The sequence below is a fragment of the Spirosoma taeanense genome, from assembly GCF_013127955.1.
Lineage (GTDB): Bacteria > Bacteroidota > Bacteroidia > Cytophagales > Spirosomataceae > Spirosoma > Spirosoma taeanense.
Map to the genome: position 1 here is coordinate 3006706 of NZ_CP053435.1, position 21026 is coordinate 3027731.

The 21026-nt window shown below is 50.4% G+C and carries 17 protein-coding genes; 5 read left to right on the top strand and 12 right to left on the bottom strand.

The features are described 5' to 3' along the window. Positions 1-6: 6 nt before the first annotated feature. The 3 genes from HNV11_RS12680 (at position 7) to HNV11_RS12690 (ending at position 4476) form a co-directional block, all read left to right on the top strand. Positions 7-1674 (top strand): thiamine pyrophosphate-binding protein, encoded by a 1668-nt coding sequence (locus HNV11_RS12680; RefSeq protein WP_171740015.1) that lies wholly within the window; start codon positions 7-9, stop codon positions 1672-1674. A gap of 398 nt (positions 1675-2072) precedes the next feature. Further along, positions 2073-2657: an HD domain-containing protein gene (locus HNV11_RS12685; RefSeq protein WP_171740016.1), complete on the top strand. Its 585-nt coding sequence runs from the start codon at positions 2073-2075 to the stop codon at positions 2655-2657. A gap of 256 nt (positions 2658-2913) precedes the next feature. Next, positions 2914-4476 (top strand): sensor histidine kinase, encoded by a 1563-nt coding sequence (locus tag HNV11_RS12690; protein WP_171740017.1) that lies wholly within the window; start codon positions 2914-2916, stop codon positions 4474-4476. On the opposite strand, the gene HNV11_RS12695 is transcribed toward HNV11_RS12690, so the two are convergent. Together HNV11_RS12695 and HNV11_RS12700 are read right to left on the bottom strand one after the other, a co-directional pair. Then, positions 4465-4713, bottom strand: a complete 249-nt coding sequence (locus HNV11_RS12695; protein WP_171740018.1) for a DinB family protein — start codon at positions 4711-4713, stop codon at positions 4465-4467. The two genes, HNV11_RS12690 and HNV11_RS12695, sit on opposite strands and share 12 nt — an antisense overlap. Positions 4714-5238: 525 nt before the next feature. Continuing rightward, on the bottom strand, positions 5239-7164 hold the full coding sequence (locus HNV11_RS12700; protein ID WP_171740019.1) for a glycoside hydrolase family 97 protein: 1926 nt from the start codon (positions 7162-7164) through the stop codon (positions 5239-5241). A gap of 377 nt (positions 7165-7541) precedes the next feature. Here HNV11_RS12700 and HNV11_RS24140 point away from each other — a divergent pair, with 377 nt between their 5' ends. Together HNV11_RS24140 and HNV11_RS12705 are read left to right on the top strand one after the other, a co-directional pair. After that, positions 7542-7844 (top strand): hypothetical protein, encoded by a 303-nt coding sequence (locus tag HNV11_RS24140; protein WP_317167993.1) that lies wholly within the window; start codon positions 7542-7544, stop codon positions 7842-7844. Next, complete coding sequence (locus HNV11_RS12705; RefSeq protein WP_317167994.1) at positions 7790-8275, top strand: phytanoyl-CoA dioxygenase family protein; 486 nt, start codon at positions 7790-7792, stop codon at positions 8273-8275. Before HNV11_RS24140 ends, HNV11_RS12705 begins: the two co-directional genes overlap by 55 nt. 279 nt (positions 8276-8554) lie before the next feature. Here HNV11_RS12705 and HNV11_RS12710 read toward each other — a convergent pair whose 3' ends face one another. From HNV11_RS12710 to HNV11_RS12755, 10 genes are all read right to left on the bottom strand, one after another. Continuing rightward, positions 8555-8932: a cupin domain-containing protein gene (locus HNV11_RS12710; RefSeq protein ID WP_171740020.1), complete on the bottom strand. Its 378-nt coding sequence runs from the start codon at positions 8930-8932 to the stop codon at positions 8555-8557. Positions 8933-9233: 301 nt separating this feature from the next. Further along, positions 9234-12407 carry a ligand-binding sensor domain-containing protein gene (locus HNV11_RS12715; RefSeq protein WP_171740021.1) on the bottom strand — a complete coding sequence of 1058 codons (3174 nt, stop codon included), beginning with the start codon at positions 12405-12407 and terminating at the stop codon, positions 9234-9236. A 324-nt stretch (positions 12408-12731) separates the two neighbouring features. Beyond that, positions 12732-13022, bottom strand: a complete 291-nt coding sequence (locus HNV11_RS12720) for a hypothetical protein (RefSeq protein ID WP_171740022.1) — start codon at positions 13020-13022, stop codon at positions 12732-12734. A gap of 156 nt (positions 13023-13178) precedes the next feature. Continuing rightward, positions 13179-13706 carry a VOC family protein gene (locus HNV11_RS12725; RefSeq protein ID WP_171740023.1) on the bottom strand — a complete coding sequence of 176 codons (528 nt, stop codon included), beginning with the start codon at positions 13704-13706 and terminating at the stop codon, positions 13179-13181. A 59-nt stretch (positions 13707-13765) separates the two neighbouring features. After that, positions 13766-14320, bottom strand: a complete 555-nt coding sequence (locus tag HNV11_RS12730; RefSeq protein ID WP_171740024.1) for a nuclear transport factor 2 family protein — start codon at positions 14318-14320, stop codon at positions 13766-13768. Positions 14321-14496: 176 nt separating this feature from the next. Continuing rightward, on the bottom strand, positions 14497-15132 hold the full coding sequence (locus HNV11_RS12735) for a response regulator transcription factor (RefSeq protein WP_171740025.1): 636 nt from the start codon (positions 15130-15132) through the stop codon (positions 14497-14499). 369 nt (positions 15133-15501) lie between these two features. Beyond that, positions 15502-16671 carry a cytochrome-c peroxidase gene (locus HNV11_RS12740; protein WP_171740026.1) on the bottom strand — a complete coding sequence of 390 codons (1170 nt, stop codon included), beginning with the start codon at positions 16669-16671 and terminating at the stop codon, positions 15502-15504. Positions 16672-16925: 254 nt separating this feature from the next. Continuing rightward, complete coding sequence (locus tag HNV11_RS12745) at positions 16926-18254, bottom strand: rhamnogalacturonidase (protein WP_171740027.1); 1329 nt, start codon at positions 18252-18254, stop codon at positions 16926-16928. A 139-nt stretch (positions 18255-18393) separates the two neighbouring features. Further along, complete coding sequence (locus HNV11_RS12750) at positions 18394-19530, bottom strand: DUF4249 domain-containing protein (RefSeq protein WP_171740028.1); 1137 nt, start codon at positions 19528-19530, stop codon at positions 18394-18396. Then, positions 19527-20915, bottom strand: coding sequence for a kelch repeat-containing protein (locus HNV11_RS12755; protein ID WP_171740029.1), 1389 nt, complete (start codon positions 20913-20915; stop codon positions 19527-19529). The genes HNV11_RS12750 and HNV11_RS12755 overlap by 4 nt, the downstream gene beginning before the upstream one ends. Between the last annotated feature and the right edge of the window lie 111 nt (positions 20916-21026).

The window sequence follows — 21026 nt, forward strand, 5'->3', positions numbered from 1 at the left end:
CTCGTTATGAATGTATCGGATTACATTGTCAGGTTTTTAAAAGCCGTGGGCGTTCGTCAGGTATTTGGTTACCCCGGCACACCCATTTTGCCGTTCATGGCCGCCCTGGAACGCCAGTCGGATATTGAGTGGGTACTGATGCGGCACGAAAACGCAGCCGCTATGGCCGCTTCGGCCCAGGCCCGCCTGACGGGTGAACTCACTGTATGCATGGCGACCTCCGGTCCGGGTTCGGCCAACTTCATCTGCGGTCTGGTCGATGCGCAGCTGGACCGAGCCCCGGTACTGGCTCTGACAGGTCTTGTGCCAACCTATAACCAGGGTCATTCCGAGTTTCAGGACATCAACCAGGCGCAGCTTCTGTCGACTGTCTTACCGATGAGTAACAGTTGTGTACACCCGCGTCAACTGGTGCCGCTGCTGCGTAACTCGGTGGGTTTCGCCTGGCAAAATCAGCAAACGGCTCATCTGGCGCTCTCGTCGGACGTGCTGAACGCTCAGATAGCGGATGATGATTCTTTGTTTGCCATTGACGTAGATTATCTGCCGCGTCCGCTCCGGCTGATGCCGCCCCCGGAAGAAGCGTTCAATCTTGTAGCCGATGAACTCATGAATAGCCATCAGGTCGTGATTGTTGTGGGTCGGCGGGCCGTTGGCTGCGGAGCTTCTATTACGCAATTAGCCGAAAAGCTGGGTGCCCCAATCATTACCAGCCTGGATGGAAAAGGAATCGTCGATGAAACCCATGCGCATACGCTGGGGGTTCTGGGCATTTTCGGGTTGCCCGGCGTGGAAAGCACCAAACAGATTATCCGGCAGGCCGACGCGATATTGGCTTTTGGCGTAGACACGTTGAAGCCCTTTCTGACCGACGCCGACAACGCGCAACGCCGGAAGCTGATTCAATGCGAAGCGGGCTTCAACACAATCAGCCTGGAATACCGCCGAACCCGCACGCTGGTAGGACCTCTGGAAACCATCGCCGAACGCCTGGCCTATCGGGTAGGTGTTCGACAGGCGATGAACCCGTTGCTGATGGATTCGTTTACCAGCAGGCAGGTCCACTTGCAGGAAGTAGCCGAACTGAACACGAACGGGGGAAATTCCAACTATGTCCACCCGGCTTATTTCCTGACCAGGCTGAACCGATTTTTAGATGAAACGTCCATGCTGGTACTCGATACCGGTGCGCATACGGTCTGGGCTGCCCGTTATCTGCAATTAGCTCATCAGCAGCCGGTCATTGTCAGCAGTCATCTCGGTACTATGGGTTTCAGCCTGCCCGCCCTGATCGGCATTCAGATGGCTCGACCCAATCATCGGGCCGTTGGCATTAGTGGCGACGGCGGCTTCCAGATGGTCATGGGCGAACTGGCGACGGCCGTGCAGAACAAACTACCCATCATTCTGATCATCTTCAGCAATGGAGTCCTGCAGAACGTAAGAACCCAGCAGGATATTCCCTTTGGGACGTATCTCTACAATCCGGACTTTGTGGCGCTGGCTAAGGCCTTTGGTGCCGACAGTGCCCTAATAGACGGGCAGACTGACATCGACACCGTGTTGACCCAGGCGTTTGCCAAACGAGACCGCCCCTTTTTGCTGGAATGCAAAATTGATCCAGAGCTGGAAATTCCCCTGAGCCGGTGGGAACGACTGGTTGCCGTTCACTGAACAGGAGAGCCTGAAAGTTTCCTGCCCGGTTGGCCTGAAAACAGGAGCACCACCTGGACAAAAGGTGTTTCTATTCCGGGGATTTGTCAGGCTGTGTCACCTTTCAGCACGTTCTGCCGAACGTAACTAGATTCAGCAATGTCAGCGCGGAGTTAGCAGCCATGGCAAATTTATCGGTAAGGATTGGCGGCTTCTACCGGGCCGATTCCTCGTTTCTATCTTCCGGGTTGCTGAGTCCCGCGAGCCCGCTGCTTTTCTGAGCAGCGGTATGTTCCTGGTTAACCTGGCACATTGGCCCATTTGGTAACGCCAGAGACTTATGCTTCCCGCAGCGTTGTTTACACTTTTGTCTTTTGAGAAATTTTTGATAACTATAGGCAACAAAACGAGCCGTCATTATGGAGTCTCAGGCCGCTGAAACATACATCCTGCAACTATTACAGACAGATCTGTCGCCGACGTTGTATTATCATGGCCTTCACCATACGCTCGACGTATATGAACGTGCACTGCATTTAGCAAGGGCCGAGGGCATCGACAGGCCGGAGCAGCTAACCCTGCTGCGGACAGCCGCCTGTTTTCACGATGCGGGCTTTCTGGTTACGTATCAGCAACACGAGGACGCCGGTTGCCGCATGGTGCGCGAGCTTCTTCCCGGCTACCAGTATTCAACTGATCAGATCGACTCCATCTGTGGTATGATCATGGCGACCCAGCTACCGCAGGCTCCCCACACCCCTCTGGAGCAGATTCTGTGCGATGCCGATCTCGATTATCTGGGTCGTGACGATTTTGAACCGATTGCTTATTCCCTGTTTCGCGAGCTACAGGCGCGGAATATGGTGACCGACGAACAGGAATGGAATCATATTCAGGTAAACTTTCTGGAGAGCCACCAGTACTGGACCGCTACGGCGGCAGCCTGGCGGCAAACCGGCAAACAGAAACGGCTGGATGCATTACGTGCCCTAATCGCCCAGTAGACAAAGCCAGACAGCTCGATCGTAGTCATGCATAAGCCCGGCGCTCGGATTATTGATACTTTCTCTAGATTAATTACCGACTCATCCGGCAAGCGTATCAATGGGCTTCAGTTTATGGATTTACCCGGGTGGACGGACCCGCAACAGTTATAATACCTCATTTCTGGCTGATTTTTTACGGCTAAGTAATCTATCCCAGTACTTTTACGACGTAATTTTCAAGTATTACTTTTCGATGGCTTTCTAAAAGGCCTTTATGATACAATCATCAGCCACCAACAGCGATAGCCTGGCCTTCAATGCACTACTCATCAATGCCATGCCAGGCAATCATCTGGTGCTGTTGCCGAACGCGCCAACGTTTACCATTGCAGCTATATCGGACGAATACCTGGCCGAACTCAACCTTCCGCGTGAAATCATGGTGGGTTATGGCGTGTTTGAGGTATTCTTCAGCGACGCAGTAAACGATGCCGTTGCCGGACAGCTTATGCAATCGCTGACTCAACTGCTGCAAACAAAACAGGCCCATTTCATGCCCGACCAGCAGCATAGGTGGCCTAACGCTAAAACGGGGCTGCCGGAGTGGCGCACCTGGCGTCCGGTCAATAAACCGGTTATTGGTCCCGACAAGGAAGTCATCTATATTATTCACACCATTGAGGACGTCACTAATGCGCTGCAACTGGTGGAGATCACCGAGGCTAACCGGTATTTACAAACCATCATCAATCTATTAAAAGAACCCCTGCAGGTTCTGCAACCGGTTTTTGAAGACGGCGAAATTGTTGACTTTCGCTTTAAACTCACGAACCAGGCCTATGCATCGTATGCAAACGCCACCCCGGAGCAATTGCAGGGAAAACGGGTGGGCGATGTTTTTCCGAGCTATTTCGAAACGGCAAGTTTCATTAACTCAGTTAAAACCTACCAAACTGGTCAGCCGCTCACTTTTGAAATTCACTACGACAAGGACGGCCTGGACCTGTACAATCTGATGAGTACTTCCCGGCTCGATGACGAAGTCGTCATTCACTTTACCGATTTTACCCGTCTGAGGCAGCTCCAGCTTCAACTCGAAAGCAAGATTGACGAATTAAAACGCTCGAATGATCATCTTCAGCAGTTCGCCTACGCATCCTCCCATGATTTACAGGAACCACTGCGAAAGATTCAACAGTTCGGTGATTTGCTCAGAAGCAGCTACGCCGAGGAACTCGGGGCAGGTCTTAGCTACCTGGAACGAATGCAGTCAGCCGCCGGACGCATGTCGGTACTCATCAAAGATCTACTGACCTTTTCGCGCATTGGTACTAACCAGGCCGCCAGTCAATGGGTTGCGCTGGGCACCCTGGTAGAGGAAGCCCTGACCGATCTGGAACTGGTCGTGGCGGAAACAGGGGCAGTAATTCAGGTAGCGCCCCTGCCGACGGTCTTGGGCGATCGGCTGCAGCTAAGTCTGTTATTTGGCAATCTGCTTTCGAATGCGCTTAAGTTCCGTCACGAAAACCGCAGACCGGTAATCACGGTCAAGGCGCGCCAGATAAAGTCCAGTGCACTGCCCGCAGGGTTACGCACAGGCCGGGAGGTCGCGGCTTATCACCTCATTGAGGTTTGCGACAACGGAATTGGCTTTGATGAAAAATACACCGATCGCATTTTCCAGGTATTCCAGCGCCTGCATGGCCACAGTGCCTACGCCGGAACGGGTATCGGCCTGGCGATCTGTGAGAAAGTGGTAACGAGTCATGGCGGAGCTATCACCGCCCATAGTCAGGTAGGGCAAGGCGCCACGTTCCAGGTCTACTTACCTGCTTGAACTGATTGTTTCCTTACCCCGATTGAGGAGCCCGTTTTGAAAATAGATAACCATGTCGGTAGCGACGGGTTTGTGTTCCAGCATCCGGACCATCTTGGCCAGCTGCCCCCGGTGGTAGGTGCTATAGTTAACGGTATGGTTCATGAGTTGCCAAAGTGGCATTCGAAAACGTTCACCCCGCCGGGTCTCCAATTCAAAAATACGGTCCGGCTTAGCTTCGTCAACCAGACTAATCATCTTAATAAAACGATTGAGCAGAAGTCCTATGGCTTACTGTTCGCCGGGAACCGATGCGGACAGCGTTCGGAGAGACTCGTTCTGCCGACGTAATCGCTGGCACAGCACCCGGATAATGTTCTGCAGCACCTCGCTGCGCTCTTCCATCAGATCGTAAAAATCATCCAATAATCATCGGCCTTCCTATCACTTACTTCGTTGTCAGGAACTGGCTGGCTCATTATGCGACCAGGATCGAGTTAAGCGATTGGCTTTCTGCTGGGCCAGCCCTATTAATGCTGTTTCTGGTCTTAGTTTCGATTGGTAGTCGAACCGTATCTACTGCCCTGATGAACCCAGTCAAATCGTTACGGTCAGAATGAAGCGTACTGAAAGTAGCAGTACGCTTCGTACAAACCATTTCTCTAGAGATGGTCTGCACTGATAGAACATACCATAAATCAAATAAACCGTTCTATAAAAAAACAGAAAGCGTTTTCTGAGCGAATTTATATAGTAAAGGCTACTTATCTAACTCGACCAGTCTTACTCTTTAACAAACTGGATAATAAAGCCTCCCTTAGGGGCCAAAGTGTAGGCCCAGGTAGACGTAAGGGGATAGGTTTCCGTTTTAAACGTCATCAATGGATTTTCGCCTTCCGTAATAACTCTAAATTTAGAAAACCCCTTAGCATACTTGGCCAGATTCAGGTTGACAGGGGCGGCCTTATTCGTGCCATTTATACCGACAATGTAAGAAAGACCTTCCTTCTGACGAGCGATTATGAGCTGTTCCCCCGGTTGAGCTACAATAGGTTCCGTTTTATCCCAGCTGGCCGGCATGTCTTTCAATAACTGTCGAACCGGCGCAGGTAAGGAATCAAATACCTCTTTTGAATCGGCAAAATGAATTATGCCCGACGTATAGATCATGGCCGTAGCCAGCTCATGAACGGCCGTGTTCAACCGGGGATATTTTCGGATGGTCAGGGCAAACGGGGTGTAGTCTGTTGGGCCGGCTACGTTTCTGGTGAAGGGCAATATGGTATTCTGCTCGGCGGCTAAATCAGGATATCTGGGTTCATAGAAATAACTTTCCGCTCCTAAAACCGCTTCGGCGGTCATGAAATTTGGCCAGGTTCGATGCCAGCCCCTTGGAACCGTAACACCATGAAGATTTACCAGTAAATGCTCTTTAGCGGCATCCTCAAAAAGGGACTGAAAGCAAGCCATTACCTCCTGCCGGTCGGAACACCAAAAATCGATTTTAATGCCTTTGACGCCCAGAGCCGCCAATTCTTTGAATTTCTTTTTTCTTTTTGCTGCGTCGAAATACGAGGCTGAATAAGCCCACACCATGGGTTTGACGCCCTTAGAAGTGGCCTTGGCAATAATGCCCCCTTCTTTGTCAGCTTTCTCCCAGCCCGCATCAAACAGCGTATAGCCGAAGCCGAAAGAAGCGGCAAGATCAGTGAATTGGTTATAAATTTCAGGGGAGTGATCCTCGGGATGAGACCACCAGGACCAGGTGGCTTTTCCGCCTTCGATCCAGGACGTATCGTCCAGTTTAGAGGCAGGCGCTAAATCGGTAATTAATGTTGACAGCAGGATATCCCCGGCCTGATCACCAATGATGATCACCCGCCAGGGCATGGTCCAGGGAAGATTGAATGCCGGATTATTATTTTCGCCCAGGGGCAGGGTATATTTTTCGTCTTTTTCAGCAAAGGCAATTTTATACAGTCCGCCCTCCGAATTGGGTTGTAAATGACAACCTGGAAACGAACCATCCGTTCCGGACTCCGCAATCAAAACCCAGTTTTTGCGATCATTTACGTTAAAAAGGGCAGGCATACACCACCCGACAGAAGGATTGCGGGGCTTACGGATAGAGTCACCGGGATGTATGTTGAGGTAAAAATCTTCATAACCTGGGGTGTATTTTCCCGCTTTATTATACGGCTGCAACCAACCTTTCGCATTTTTTTCAATTCGAAATCCTGTGATCTCATTGTTGATCACCCGTAATTTTTTGTCTTGGTCCGGAAACCGGTAACGGAAAGCAACACCCTCCTTCCCAGTAACTAAATCAACGATCATGAGCGCGCCCGAACTATTTTTAAACGTTACGCTCTTGGTTTCAAAAGCATGATCAATCGCTTTGACATTACCTACCTTCAGGTCGTATTTCTCCCTTCTTTCTTCAATGGGTGAAACGTTAACCACGGAAAGACCAGACGTAAAATTCTGATCGTCACAGGCCAGACCAAGCGGAGAATCGGCAATAATGAGTTTATCCCGGCGTGTTACTCGGTACTGCAGCTCTCCCTTTTTGGTCAAAGACAATATAATTTTATTGGCTCCAATCTTTGAACTTAGACCCATCGACTGACTGGCTGCGTTGAAGCCGCTGAAAAGAACAATGGCGCCGACTAAAAGGGGAAGGACTTTATAAATGGATACATTTCTCATACTACTGGTTGTGGTTCTTAGTGCCACGCAGGCAACCTGTGAAAAACATAGCTTGTAACTAATGGTACTTATTCTGATTAGCGAGTGGGTTTTACGAGAATTACGTACACACAAAAAATGGTCAGTATCCTGGTGATACTGACCAGTAAAGACAGGCTTGTAGAGTTTCTATTGATGACCGGCAATAGTATGAAGAACATACGCCCATTATTTCTTCAACGGGGATGGAAGAATTCTCTCGGATAGCGATAGACAAATCCAGGTAGTCAATTAATTCAATTTTACTTTTTAACCACCGGTTTGTAAAATGAAATAACTGATATGTTTTTTCGCCTTGTTATTTTAGCAATACAATCCGATCATTGAATAACGTTGCCATGCTTACTCAAGAGGAAATCGAGTTTTTGGATACCTACGGCTATCTAAATTTAGGGCAACTATTGACCCCCGAACAGGTAAACCATATCAATGACCGGTTAGCCCAATTAATGGAATCGGAAGGCGAAGAGGCTGGTCATGAACTGGCTCAATCCAAATACATCCGCCATCCCAAAGAAGAAGGGGCTGACCGGCTGGCCGATTTAGTCAATAAGGGGCAGGTTTTCGATGTCTTTTACACCCACGAGTGCTGGCAGGCATCGAAGCCGTTCTGGGGCGGGAATACAAGCTGTCATCACTGAATTATCGGGCCGCCAAACCGGGCAAAGGGCATCAAAAACTCCATGTCGATTGGAAAAATACGGTGGTCAATGGCGCCTACCAAGTCTGCAACAGCATCTGGTTGCTAGACGATTTTACCGAATCCAACGGGTCCACGCGCATCGTGCCGAAAACACATAAATTGAATCGTTTACCCGACGAAGTCATGGCTGACCCCAATGATAAACATCCCGACGAAATTCGGATCATTGCGCCAGCAGGATCGGTATTTATCTTTAACTCGCACGTTTGGCACGGAGGCACAACCAACTTGACCGATAAAGACCGGCGCAGCATTCACAGCTATTTCTGCAACCGAGCCCAGCCGCAACAAATCGACCAAAGCCGATACATCACCGAAGAGACGCTGCACCGAATCGGCGAGAGAGGCAGGTATATACTAGCCGTTTGAAGCCGTTCTCTGCTTTTTTACCAATGACGTACAGCGTAAACGCCCCTGCTGTTGCCTGTTGGCAGGCTCTGTCGTACTCGCTGGCCAGTATACGGATAAGTCAATACCACGATTCAGCAGCGCTGAATACTGAATATTGGTCGAGGCCCCATAATCCCCAAAAGCGGAGAGAAAATCAACTCATTTGGCCCGTCTTCCCCCACTTCTGCCCACCTGTGGTTAGCGCGTCTTCTCCACGCTGACGCTCGTCCACGATTGAAGAGTTTCTTGAACCAGCATTTAGCTGCTGAATTCTGTCATCTTTTTTGCGATATGGCCCATGACTTCATTCAACTCTTTTTCAGGGCTGAAATCAATGAATTTCAGGTCCTTTTCTACGATAGCGGTATGACCCGGCGGTAGGTAGAAAACGTCGCCCGTCGTTACTGTTTCTTCGGTTCCATCATCATACTTCAACTTTAAGGCGCCTTCAACTACATAGCCCCAATGCGGACAATGGCAACTATTGTTGGGTAAACCGGCCAACAAGGGCGAAAAATCGGTGCCTGCCGGGAGTTCATTAAACGCAACGGTCATGCCGCCATAGCCGGGAAGCGCCCGCATGGTTGTACCGGGAGCTTCCATCGTTACCGGGATATCCTCTTTCTTCGTTTTCATTTGATTTTAGTTTAAAGGGTATCAAAAATTAATTCTGTTTACTGTTGTGTTTTACCCATACCTCCTATCAAGTTGATTTGGTCGGACGTGCCGAACGTATCTGTCGCGGCCACCTCCTTGTTATCCGTCGATTGAGCAGATAAACTTGATGAAGCCGTAAGAAAAGCAAGTAAGAGTAGTCATGTTTTCATGACCAGAACCGTGAAAATGACCTGAATCAAAGTTGATCGATTAACCAAGGCTCCACAATCCCCAAAAGCGGGGAGAAGTTCGACTCATTTATCCCGGCTTACCCGCTCATTTAGACCGTCTTCTCTACAGTGACGCTGGTGCCTTTAGCCGGTTCACTCCTCAGTTGATAAACGGCCCCCATCGCTTTGGCCCGACGGGGCATATTGTCCAATCCGTTGCCTCCGCTCGATGCCAGGTCCAAATCAAAACCTTGCCCGTTGTCGGTTATGCTGATCTGCACTCGGTTGCCCCTATATCTGACTGCCAGGACAACTTCTGTCGCTTGAGAATACTTACCCGCGTTGTGGAGGGCCTCCTTGCCAATCAGATACAGGTTTCTGACCACGTCCGGTCGTAGGGTCAACCGCTCTAGGCCGGTGTCAGTTTCGACTTTCAGATGAATACCCCGCGCCGTGAGCAACTCCCGACCGACCAGCTCTAACCGCTGAGCCAGTTGGCCCGCATTGTTGGTGTCCGAACGCATCGACCAGACCACGTCGCTCATCTGGCTGATGGTCTGGCGGGCGTTGTCAGCAATTTTGAGCAGGAGCTGGTAGGAGTCAGCATGTCGACCCTGTTGGTGCATCTGCCGGGCGGCTTCGGAGTAGAAGGAGATGCCCGACAGGATGCCGCCCACGTCGTCGTGCAGGTCACGGGAGATCTGGTCGCGGATAGCCTGCTCATGCCGAAGCTGGTTAATGCGGTAGCGATAGGCAGCATAGAGTAGGCCAGCAAAAGCTAATCCAATGATGATTTTGAACCAGACCGTTTGCCACCAGGCGGGTTGAATCACCACCACCAGAGAGGTGCCTTTTTCATTCCATACCCCATCATTGTTGGAGCCTTTCACCCGGAACGTGTAGGTGCCGGGGTCTAAGTCAGTGAAGGCCGCTATCCGGCGGGTACCGCTGTAAACCCAATCTTTTTCCAGACCCACCAACTGATAGGCGTACTGATTTTTTGGCGAATTAGTATAGTTGAGGGCCGCAAACTCGAAGGAGAAGAAATTCTGATCGTGGTTAAGAATAATTTCACTGGCTTCATGCATACCGGGCTGGATTTTATCGAACAGCCGGAACTGAGTAATTACAATGGGAGGCACGTGACTGTTAGGCTGGATTGTAGTAGGGTCAAATGCATTAAAGCCATTATTTCCACCAAAATAAAGCGTTCCGTCTTTCCCTTTACAAGCGGCCCCTTCGATAAACCAAGCAGCAAATATATTCCCCTGGAGCCCTTCATCAGCACTGTAGTTGGTGAATTGATGGGTAGTCAATGAAAACTTGGAAAGACCCTTGTTGGTACCCAACCAGAGGTTGCCCCCATCATCTTCAAGGATGGAATAGACTGAGTTTCCGGCTAGCCCATCCTGCTCCGTGAAAGTCGTGAACGTTTCGGTGGCATGGTCGAACCGGCACAGACCGCCCTCGCCCGTCCCGAACCAGAGGCTTCCTTTTGAATCTTCATAGATACTGGGAATGGTTGTGGAACTAATGCTACCCGGTTTTCGGCCATCATATCGGTACTGCTTAAACGTACCAGTCCTGCGGTCGAATCGGGTGAGTGCCTGACTGCCTGGTCCAATCCACAGATTTCCCCGACGATCTTCCAGAATCGCCAGTGCCCAATAGTCACTAACGCGCTCGGGATGCTCGGGGTCGTAGGGGTAACTAACGGTCTTGCCCGTCCTTTGGTCAAAACTCAGAAAACCATTGTCCGTACCCAGCCAAAGCGTTCCTTGTCTATCCTCGTAAATAGTAAAAATGAGCGAATTGCTGGAATTCATGAGAAAAGGATGATGCAGCGGATAATGGGTAAAGGAAGTATCGTTGCGGTTAAACCGAGAAAGATAGCCTCCGTTTCCCACCCAAAGACTTCCGTCCCTGGTCTTCAAAAGAGCAGTCACTACATCACTGCGTAAACTGGTTATTTTTCCGGGCTGGTGTCGATACTGCCTAAACTGTCCGGTTGCCCTATTCAACACGTTCAAGCCGCTTTCCATTGTTCCAAGCCAGAGTGCGTTCTGGTGATCTTCGCAAATAGCAGCAATATTATTCTGGCTTAATGAGTGGGTAATAACGGGATTATGGCGGTACAACCGGAAGGGTTTGCGGTTGGGATCCAACTTTATAACACCTCCCAGTGTAGCGGCCCACATTATGCCGGATTTATCGACCATAAGTGTAAAAACGGTGTTATTAACAATGCTGTTGGGATCAGTAGGATTGTGGATGTAATTCGTAATGAGGTTCCGGTCTTTATTCATTTTATACAGTCCGTTTCGGTACGTACCCACCCATAGGTTACCCTCCTGATCCTCTACGAGGCCAGTTCTAAACCTTCGTAAGAGGCCAAGTTTACGCACAGGGTCGAGCGGGTAGCGAATAAACTGGCCCGACCAGCGGTCAAATGAATGAAGGACACCTTCGGAAGTAACCACCCACAGCAAACCTTGTCGGTCTTCGTATAAGCCAGTGACGAAGTTCTGGCTCAGGCTATTCGGATTATCAGGATTATGCCGGTAATGGGTGAAACTTACTCGGGAAGGCTTACCCGCACCGGCGGGAGCCAGGTTGAGCCGGTGCAAGCCCGTTGGACTGCCCACCCAAAACGTTCCGGACTTATCGCGCAAGGTCAGGTAAAGCGCCTGGTTGCCGCTGGGGTCACCACCCAGTAGATTGGCGTAGTTCGTTGCGGAAAACTGGCCCGTTTTACGGTCTACTTGCCTTAATTCTCCCGTAAAGCCTCCCCCCACCCATAGATTCCCTTCTTTATCTTCACCAATGGATTGGATAAACGAAAAGGCATGCGGATTTGCGGGGCTCTTCACCAGTCGGATAAACTTTTCAGTGCGCGGGTTAAACCGGCAGGTCCCTTCACTGGTACCTACCCAAATCAGTCCGTCCCGATCTTCCAAAAGCGTGTAAACCTGATTTTTGGTCAGTGACGTTGTATCACGCGGGTCAAACTTATAATTCGTAAATCGGTAACCGTCGTACTTATCCAAACCGGTAGCAGTACCAAACCACAGATAGCCTTTTCGGTCCTGCATAATGGGGACGACAACGTAATTGGAAAGGCCCTGCTCCGTGGTCAGTCGCTCGAATTGCACGGTAGAATTGCCTGCTTCAGCCGGTCTGGCCGATTGCCCCCAAAGCCGCAGTGGAATACCAGCCAGCCCGCTAATCAGCAGGCAGATGGCTAACCATCGCCATGAAACTAATGATTTCAGGGAGGTGTCCATAGGTAAGCAGTTGAATAATAAGCTAATATACCACTAATAGCCCTAATGAGAAAGGTTGCTTAGTTTACCCGTTTGCCTACTTCGTTGGAAGCCGTTTTTCGGGGCTTGTTACTGATGATCTTCTGGTCACCAAAACCACGCATGTAAGTCAGAGGCACTACCCGTGGCTCGCTAAAATAGAACCGGGTCCTAGTATCAAAGGCCAAATTGGGTACGTTGGTATCCGATCTAAGCAGATGAGTCCAGAATAAATCACTCACCGGAGCCGTCAGCGTTTCCGGTTTGCCGAAAGTTTTTTTGAGCTCTTAAGTTACCCTCCCCTGCTTAGTTATCAACTAAAGCCATTGGCGGTGGGGAAGCGAACCAGGCCGTTATCTCAACCGTGAACTGATTGGGTAGTCGGATCAAGTGGGAGGTATTAATTTGTGTGCCTAACTGATAAATAGGGCGGGTTCGGCCTGGAGGGTGCACAGACTTTGTTTCTGCATGGCAATCAGCTAGGATGGTGACTGGCAGTGTGAGGGGCAGAGCCAGCGCATCGGCCCAGTCAAGGCTGACGACCCAGAAGGTAGGCGAGTTAGTGGCCGGATACACCGAAGGAACAAATCGACTCATCAGATTTTGTCTATGACTCTCGTTTCGCTTTACAATAGCTGCTTTTATCTGGGCTACTACTTTAAAAGATAATTTCACTTCTTGCTGATAGAAGCAGAAAAATAAGAGGCTAGGTAATATGATCAAGGGTTTTATTTTGATAGCATTTTTAGCTGATTACTTCTGAATTAACTCTACCACGGCCCCATCCGGATCTTGAACTACAATTACTTTGAATCCCTGCGGAGCGGTTACAGGGCTTTTTTTACTCCATACATGAATATCACTTTCTTTAAATCGCTTCAGATAAGGTGTCAGGTCATTGACAACAATAGTTATGTATCGAAGACCGGGATTAAATGAATTGGATAGCGCTGCTGTTTTCACACCTTCAATTTTGGCTAGCTTATACATCGGGGCATTCGGCAGATCATTTATTTTAAGATTAACTACATCAATGGCTTTCCCCTTGGTTAATCCTGCACTTTCCGCCAATTCAGCATCGGCACGGAAGGTACTTACCTTAGTCATGCCCAATACATTGGTGTAGAAGTCCAATGATTTTTCCAAATCGGATACGACAACACCTGTATTCATAGATACTATAGCCTCATCGGTCCTCTGTTCATAATGAAAGGCGAAAAAAAAGGCCGACACTAATAACACAAGGCCGAACATAAATTTAACTCTGGATTTAGGTTTCATATAAAAATAGATAAGAGTTAAAGATTTGTGTCATATGCAATTAAGCGCGTTTAATTAACTCACTTTTTGCGTGCTTCAGGCGAGTACTTCAGCCACCATTTCCTAACGGCTCCTGTACTGTCAAACACGTTGTAATTGTGCGTCACATGCATTGTAACTACTTTCCAATTGCTATCAATTTTCTGCATCCCAAAGGAGAAACAGCCATGCCCCTTTGTCGTATCGCCGTTAGCTTCAATTCGCTCGTTGTAGAATTCAACCAGGCAGGAAGCAACATCTCTAGAGAAGACATGTATTTTAGGATTGTAAAAGTCCCATTTCAGCATCTTTTTTACACCTCCCGTAAAGTCCTTCCAAATGCCGTCAATAGTTTTGTAGTCGCCCCAATAATAACCATCTCCAAAAATGATAAAGTCATCTATGTCTGCATAAAACGTCATAACTGCTTTATAGTCACGATTTCGTAAGTCTTGCGCGTTCTTTTCGGCTCGTCTGATAATATCATTTTTTATTTGCGCAATTTCCTGGGCAGATAACGGTTTTTCTGGTTGACACAAACAGTGTTTGGAGCCACTAAGCAGTAGTAAGGAAAGCAAAAATGTCATTCGTTTCATAACCATATTTTTTAATCAGAAGGCAGCCTGACACCGGTTCACAGACCGGGTCTGGATGAACCGGGTCAAAGTTCACGAATAAAAAAAGGCGTGTAAATCCCCATATGTGGGGATAGGAGGTAGCCAATCAGACTACTGGTGACAGCAATTCGAAAGAAAAAACGGAAGATAGCTTACTACACCAGACCCTCCCGCAACGCTTTGGCTACGGCCTCGGTCATGGAAACAACATGGAGTTTTTCGTAGATATGCTTCATGTAGGTGCGGACCGTCTCGTAGCTGATGTTCATCCGGTCGGCAATCATTTTGTAGCTAAGTCCCTCAACCAGATATTTTAAGGTTTCCTGCTCACGGGTAGTGAGGGCATAATGGGGTGCTGAGGATGCGGGAGTTGGTAATTGCTGGAACACCTGTACGGCCTTGCGGGCAATGCTGGGCGAGAGTGGAGCACCCCCGGCATGAGCGTCCTGTACGGCTTCAATCAGGCGAGTGGGCGTCGAATTTTTCAGGATGTACCCCACGGCCCCTGCGCAGAGGGCGCGGAAAATCTTGTCCTCTTCCTCAAAGACGGTAAGCATGACAATGTTGATGAGCGGGTATTTGGCGTGGATAGCCTGCGTGGCCCGAATACCATCCAGGCCGGGCATTTCAATATCCATCATAATGACGTCAGGCTGGGCATCCTGTAGCTGGCGATCCCAATTGACTGGGTTGGGGAACGCCCCGATCAATTCGATACCGGGCATTCCGTCGAGGAGTATCGAGAGGGAATCGCGGATGGCCGTATTGTCTTCGTAGAGAATAACGCGCATGGTGAGCCTCACCGGTTGATTATGTGGCAAAGTACAACAAAGTGCTCATCAACCTCAATCCCCACATTCGGGTATAGGAGGATACAGCCGAATAATAGAAAACGTCCGATTCCAATCAGGACAAGACAATAGTTTTCCTACGTCTTCCTAGAGGGCCATAACTGTTAAGGGCCTCGTTTGGGCTAGCATGTTGCAGCTTAGATGCGGTCACTTATAATTGTAGAGCCCCCTCTCCAGCAGATCGTAGGTCTCCACCAGGCTCTGAACCAGCTGATGACTTAGATATTCCTACATTAAGTCAAGCCGGTTAAATGAGCTGCTGGAAAAAGGCCAAATTCAGGTTATTTTAATTTGGTAAACTTTAGCAGGCTACCGAATACTGCCACCCGGATTCAACCCACTGGGGACACGAGTCGGGATGTACTTATCAAAATTAGAATCAGTCAGGGCATGCAGAAACGAAATGAGCTGATCCTGCTCAGCAGTGCCCAGAGCGATCCGCTGTATATTGGCGTCTAACTGCTGCACCGGCACGTGCGGGTTTTGTGAAATAGGCTCACCGATATCGTCATAAAACTTCATCACCTGCTTCAGCGTTTTAAAGACCCCGTTGTGCATATACGGAGCCGTCAGCCCTACATTTCTCAACGTAGGTGTCCGGAACGCATAGCCCCCCATCGCTCCCGCGTCTGAACTGGTCAGTTGGGTATTGTCAGGCACTGACATCACATGTAGTTTGTAATCGGAAAACATCGGCCCTGAATGACAGATAGGACAGCCCTCGTCCTTAAAAAGACGCATGCCCTGAATTTGCTGGTCAGTAAGAGCCGTTTTATCACCCTTCTGGTAGCGGTCGAAGGGAGAATTCATAGCCACTAAGGTGCGCTCGAAAGCCGCAATGGCGGTGCTGATGGTAGCCGCTGTAATAGCCTGGCTGCTGCCAAAGGCAGCTTCAAACAGGTGTCGGTACTCCGCGATTTTTGTCAACCGGGCCACCAGAGTGTCTATCGTGACGGCTTCGCTGTAGCCATGTCCGCGCATTTCCTCAAAAGTCGTTAGCGGGCTGATTACCTGATTTTCCAGACTCTGGATACGCGAATCCCAGAACATAGGTGCGGTCCGCGGCATATACTTCCCGCTGGCATCCATGCCATTAAACACTACGTTGAGCAAGGTCGGAGAATTTCGTTTAGTAACTGGCACGTCGTTCGGCAGCAGGAATCGGCGGTTTTGTCCATAACCAATAGCATTGGCACCCAACGACAGGTCCAATCCATCGGTATAAGCATTATTGGGATGATGGCAGGTAGCACAAGCTACATCTTTACCGCCCGATAGAATTGGGTCCCAAAACAGCGCCTGGCCAAGCGCAGCCGTATCATTGGTAATTGGGTTACTGACCGGAGTGTTGTCCACAATTGGCTGAATAGACGAAGTCGTGGTGGGCACAATAGCCGTACTATCGTCTTTTGTACACGCCTGGATAACCACAGCGAAAAAAATAAAAATCGTCAGTAAGGCAACTAGATTTTTGCACATACCCTGATCGGATTGTGTGTAAGTAAGTTACGTAAAGTTTGCAACAGTTGAATTTGGTCAGCATCGTATATATGTTCCATGATACGTTACTTTAAGAATTGCACGGATACGATGCTGATTTCAATTCATCGTTGTGGGAAAGTGCCTCTGTAAGTTAATAACAATGAAATTGTTTATTGACAAATTCAGGTAGATTGTTTCGATCTGCTATTCCAGGCAAAGACGAACTTTTGATATGTGTTCACAACCGATCTCTACTCCACGATTTTATGATTGACTTTTACGTTTCTGAGCGTAAAACCGTCGACTACCGTTTTATCAATAGCCGCGTTTTTACTTTCAACTACGAAGTTTTCGAACGTAAAATTAGAAAGCTTGTCATGGTCAGAAATGGCAACGTCGAAGAACGTATCGCAGGTCAGCTCAATATTTTTAAGACGCACATGATCGGAGTAGGACAGCGGTACGTCGGGTCGCCCCTGTAAATCGAAAAACTGCGTCCAGGGCTTCACATACAGAAGGCTATGCGCCTGCCCTCTGATGTTTTCCAGCGTAATGTATTCGTACAGCTGCGGAGTATCGGGCCGCATCTTCAGCCACAGCACCCGGCTGGCTTCGCTGACGTGGCAGTTGCGCATCAGAATGTTCCGGTTATGAATGGCTTCACTGCCGCAGGTTAGCGCTGAATGGCAGAAGCCAAACTCACAGTCCTCAATGATGATGTTGGTGTTGGCACCGTTGCTGGGTACCCGGTCGGCCCAGGGGCCTTTGCCGCCTTTAAGCGCAATCGCGTCGTCATTGACCGACATATAACATCCTTTAATGAGCACGTTGGAACAGGCATCCAGGTCAATGGCGTCCGTGCTGGGCGCCTTGACGGGTTTGTAGGGCGAATAAATGTGGGCATTCAGAACTTTTACGTTCTGACACTGGTAGTAGTGACTGGTCCAGAAGCCTGCATTATGCAGTTTCACATCCTGAACCTGTACGTTGTTGCATCGCCAGATAAAGACCAGCCGAGGCCGCGAAACCTCAAGATTCGTACAGTTGGGATTTTCTTTACGTCGGGCCCAGAAGGCTTCCCAGAAGCGCAGCCCATTCCCATCAATCGTTCCTTTTCCCGAAATGGTAAAGCCATCGACCTGATAGGCATTGACCAGTGCCGCAAAGTAGTCCAGACTCTGGCCCTCCATCCGCGAGGGCAATTTTGGGTAGTCGGCGATGTTGTTGGAGCCTTTCAGAACGGCCCCCTCCACTACGTGCAGATGCGTTTTGGGCTTGAAAAATAACGCTCCACTCATAAACGTGCCCTTCGGTATCACGATTACGCCCCCACCTTTCTGGGCGGCCAAATCAATAGCCTTCTGAATAGCGCTGGTCTGCACGAGTGTGGAGTCTGATTTTACGCCAAAGTCCGTAATGACATACGACTTTCCGAGCTGGGCAAGGTTTACTTTCTGAACCGTCGTAAACCAGCTACTGATCGGACTGCCGTCGGGGAAGGAGGCTTTGCCCGCGTTTTGCGCGATAAGTTGTGCGTTTATGGCAATCGTACACGCCAGGGCAATGACTATTGTTCTCATATTGACTCTGTTCTGCTTTCTAAAAGTGCTGTTCGGCCGATAACTCTCTTTTGCTGTCCGATAAAATTGCGGGTACGGCTTTGCGAATCTGCCGACATCCGGGTGGTAGCCATTATTGCCTACAAACCTGAGGTTTCGGCTACTTTCCATAGGTGAGCCAGTTGGTAGGAGCTGCCGGTTGCCCCTGCTCGCGGGCCAGACCGGGAACCGTCGGGAGTGTATTGCCAAACAGCATGGGTCCGAATCGCGTCACGAATTTACCGTAATTTAAAGTGTCGTTGCTCATAATCAGACGTTGGCGGCTGACGGCCGAAGCACCGAAATAGCCCAGCGCCAGCTGATTGGTATCGGCCTCTGCCCGGACGTTACCCTCAATGCTGGCAGGCTGGGGATCAAAGATCGTACCGCTGCGGGCGAGCTGCTCTTCGTACAATACCCAGTACTGGTAAGCCGCTCTGGATAAGGAGTACTGCCTGACTTCTACGTATTGGGCACCCAGTGCCAGCAGGGGCGGTGCTAATACCAGCCGACCGGCGATGCGGTTGCCGTTGATGAGCTGGTCGCTCTGGACGTTGGTCAGCGACCCGTAAAACGGTGCATAGGCTCCATTTCCTGGCCCTATCCTGCGATTGTACTGCCCCAGAGGATCGTTCCCCTGCCAGATAGGCATGTAACACATGGCTTGCCATCGGTAAAAGTTACCCGGTGTAGCAGGGTCCTGAGTGTCGATATGTACCGAGAACGTACTAAACTGAGTCGAGTTCGGGGGCGACTCATGGTATTGGCCGTTAAGTTGCTCGATAGGCGGCACCGGTGCCATGAGTTCGGGCCGGGAGCTATAGCGACTGCCGTCGGGCAGTGTCACACGTAGCGTATAGGCACGACCGGCTCTCCCTCGCAGCCGGTCGTCTCGTAACCAGTAATACGCCGGATTCAACGGGTCCTGAATTAACTGAGCCCGGTTACCCAGGTTGTCTTCCACCGTAACGAGTGCCCCGTTGACGGCCAGCTCGTCCGGAATCAGCAGGGCCCGGCTCAGATTGCCCGAATAAGTCAGTTTGACGGGGTAAGGTGGGGCCTCGTCGGTGATGAGGCCATCCACCACCAGACGGCGCCGGGTCTGCCGAATAGGCAAATCCACGGGGTCGATGCAACCGGCCAGGCAGGCCAGCAGCAGTCCCCAGGTAAGCCAGCGTCGCCCAGGGCGGAGCAACCGAGTTACGTTGCTCATGCCAGGTTTACCAACAAACAGGTCGAACATAGAATAGCGGTTCATGGCGTTAGCTCCCACCAGTCGGTGCAGCCCACAATCCGGTTAAGCCCGGTACTGATGCGTTGACTTTCGTAGCCCCAGCCCAGGTAGGCCCGTTCGGGTTTAGCGCCATCGGGGGCGCTAAAGACCGCCAGCAATTGATGACCCTGACCAGGGTAGTCGCTTATTTGTTGCCAGCGGTCCGTGACCGGATCATACTGCCACAGATCGCGAAGCCCTTGCCCGTCATCGGTTAAACCCAGACCAAAATAACCTTTTCGGGCCAGTGCGAAGCTTACGCCCCAAATACGGGAGTTTCCAGGAAAATCGGCCTTCGCCGTCCAGCCATCGGCCTTCGGATCATAAGCCCACAGCCGGGTCGGACGGCCAGGTCGCTGGTTGATCACATACCCGATGTTGCGAATGGAAAACGTTGCCAGTGTACCCGGCTGCTCGGGCAGGGGTGCACGCACCGTCTGCGTAAAGATGGCGTGGATGCTGCGCATGGCGGGTGAGCCGTTCTGGGTCAGAAAGTAAGCTTCGTCGGTGGTTGTAAAAAAGGCGACTTCGCCGTCTTCACCTCCGTACAGCGGTAAGACCGGGCTGCCTCCTACGGGGAAAACCGCAGACATGTCCCGGTAATAAAAGTACTTACTGGGCGCTCGCTCCTCAGTTATGAAGCCTAACCCGCTGAACTGATAACGGTCCACTCCCTGAAAAAATAAATTATACTGCACCATGTTACGTCGGGGCGTTCGGATATAGTCATCCGGATAGAACGGCCAGCTATCGGTGGCCCGGTCGTATAGCCGGATATCGGTGTAATTTCTTTCCTGCGGCCCTGGGTAACGCAACAACTGAACCCGGTTCCCTACGTAAGCTCCCGTGGCTGGATTGCCGCAGCCGTTATCCGGGTTAGCTCCGCAGATGCCATCGACCGCCACCGGGCAGGCGGTATAGTCGCCCCCGCTGAATGACGCGTGAGCCAGCCGCGTCCAGTGCGGTGGGCCAGTGAGCTGGTGGGTATAAGACCGCAGGGCCGTGATCGAGTCGGTGTCGGCAAAGCGGAAGGCCAGCCGGAGTTGATACGTTTGGCCGACACGAAGCCCCTTTAGCTGCAGTGTTGTCAGCGTAAAGTCGTCTAAAGGTTTAGTCTGCGTAGGCGTAATGGAAAGGTTGTCAGCTTGGGGAGAATTAGCCGTCAGGTGCCATCCGGAAGCTTCAAGCCGAATGCTTTTGACTACGATCTCTGCCGTGGTGGCGTCCTGAGCCTGAACACTCACCAGCGATGCCTGGGCAGCGGTAACCGGATCAGCCGTCAGTACGGGGGCCATAACCTCGGCTGTGCGGCAGGCCGACATGAGCACTACCAGGGCCAGAAACAAACGCATCACAAAAATCGGTATCAATACGTAACGCAGGTAAAACGGCACCCGGCAAAACTTCTACTTTTCCCCGTTCGTACGTACGAGTCGCCCCGCAACTGCTTCGGCCTTCAGGTTTGTGAAGTGCGCTTATGC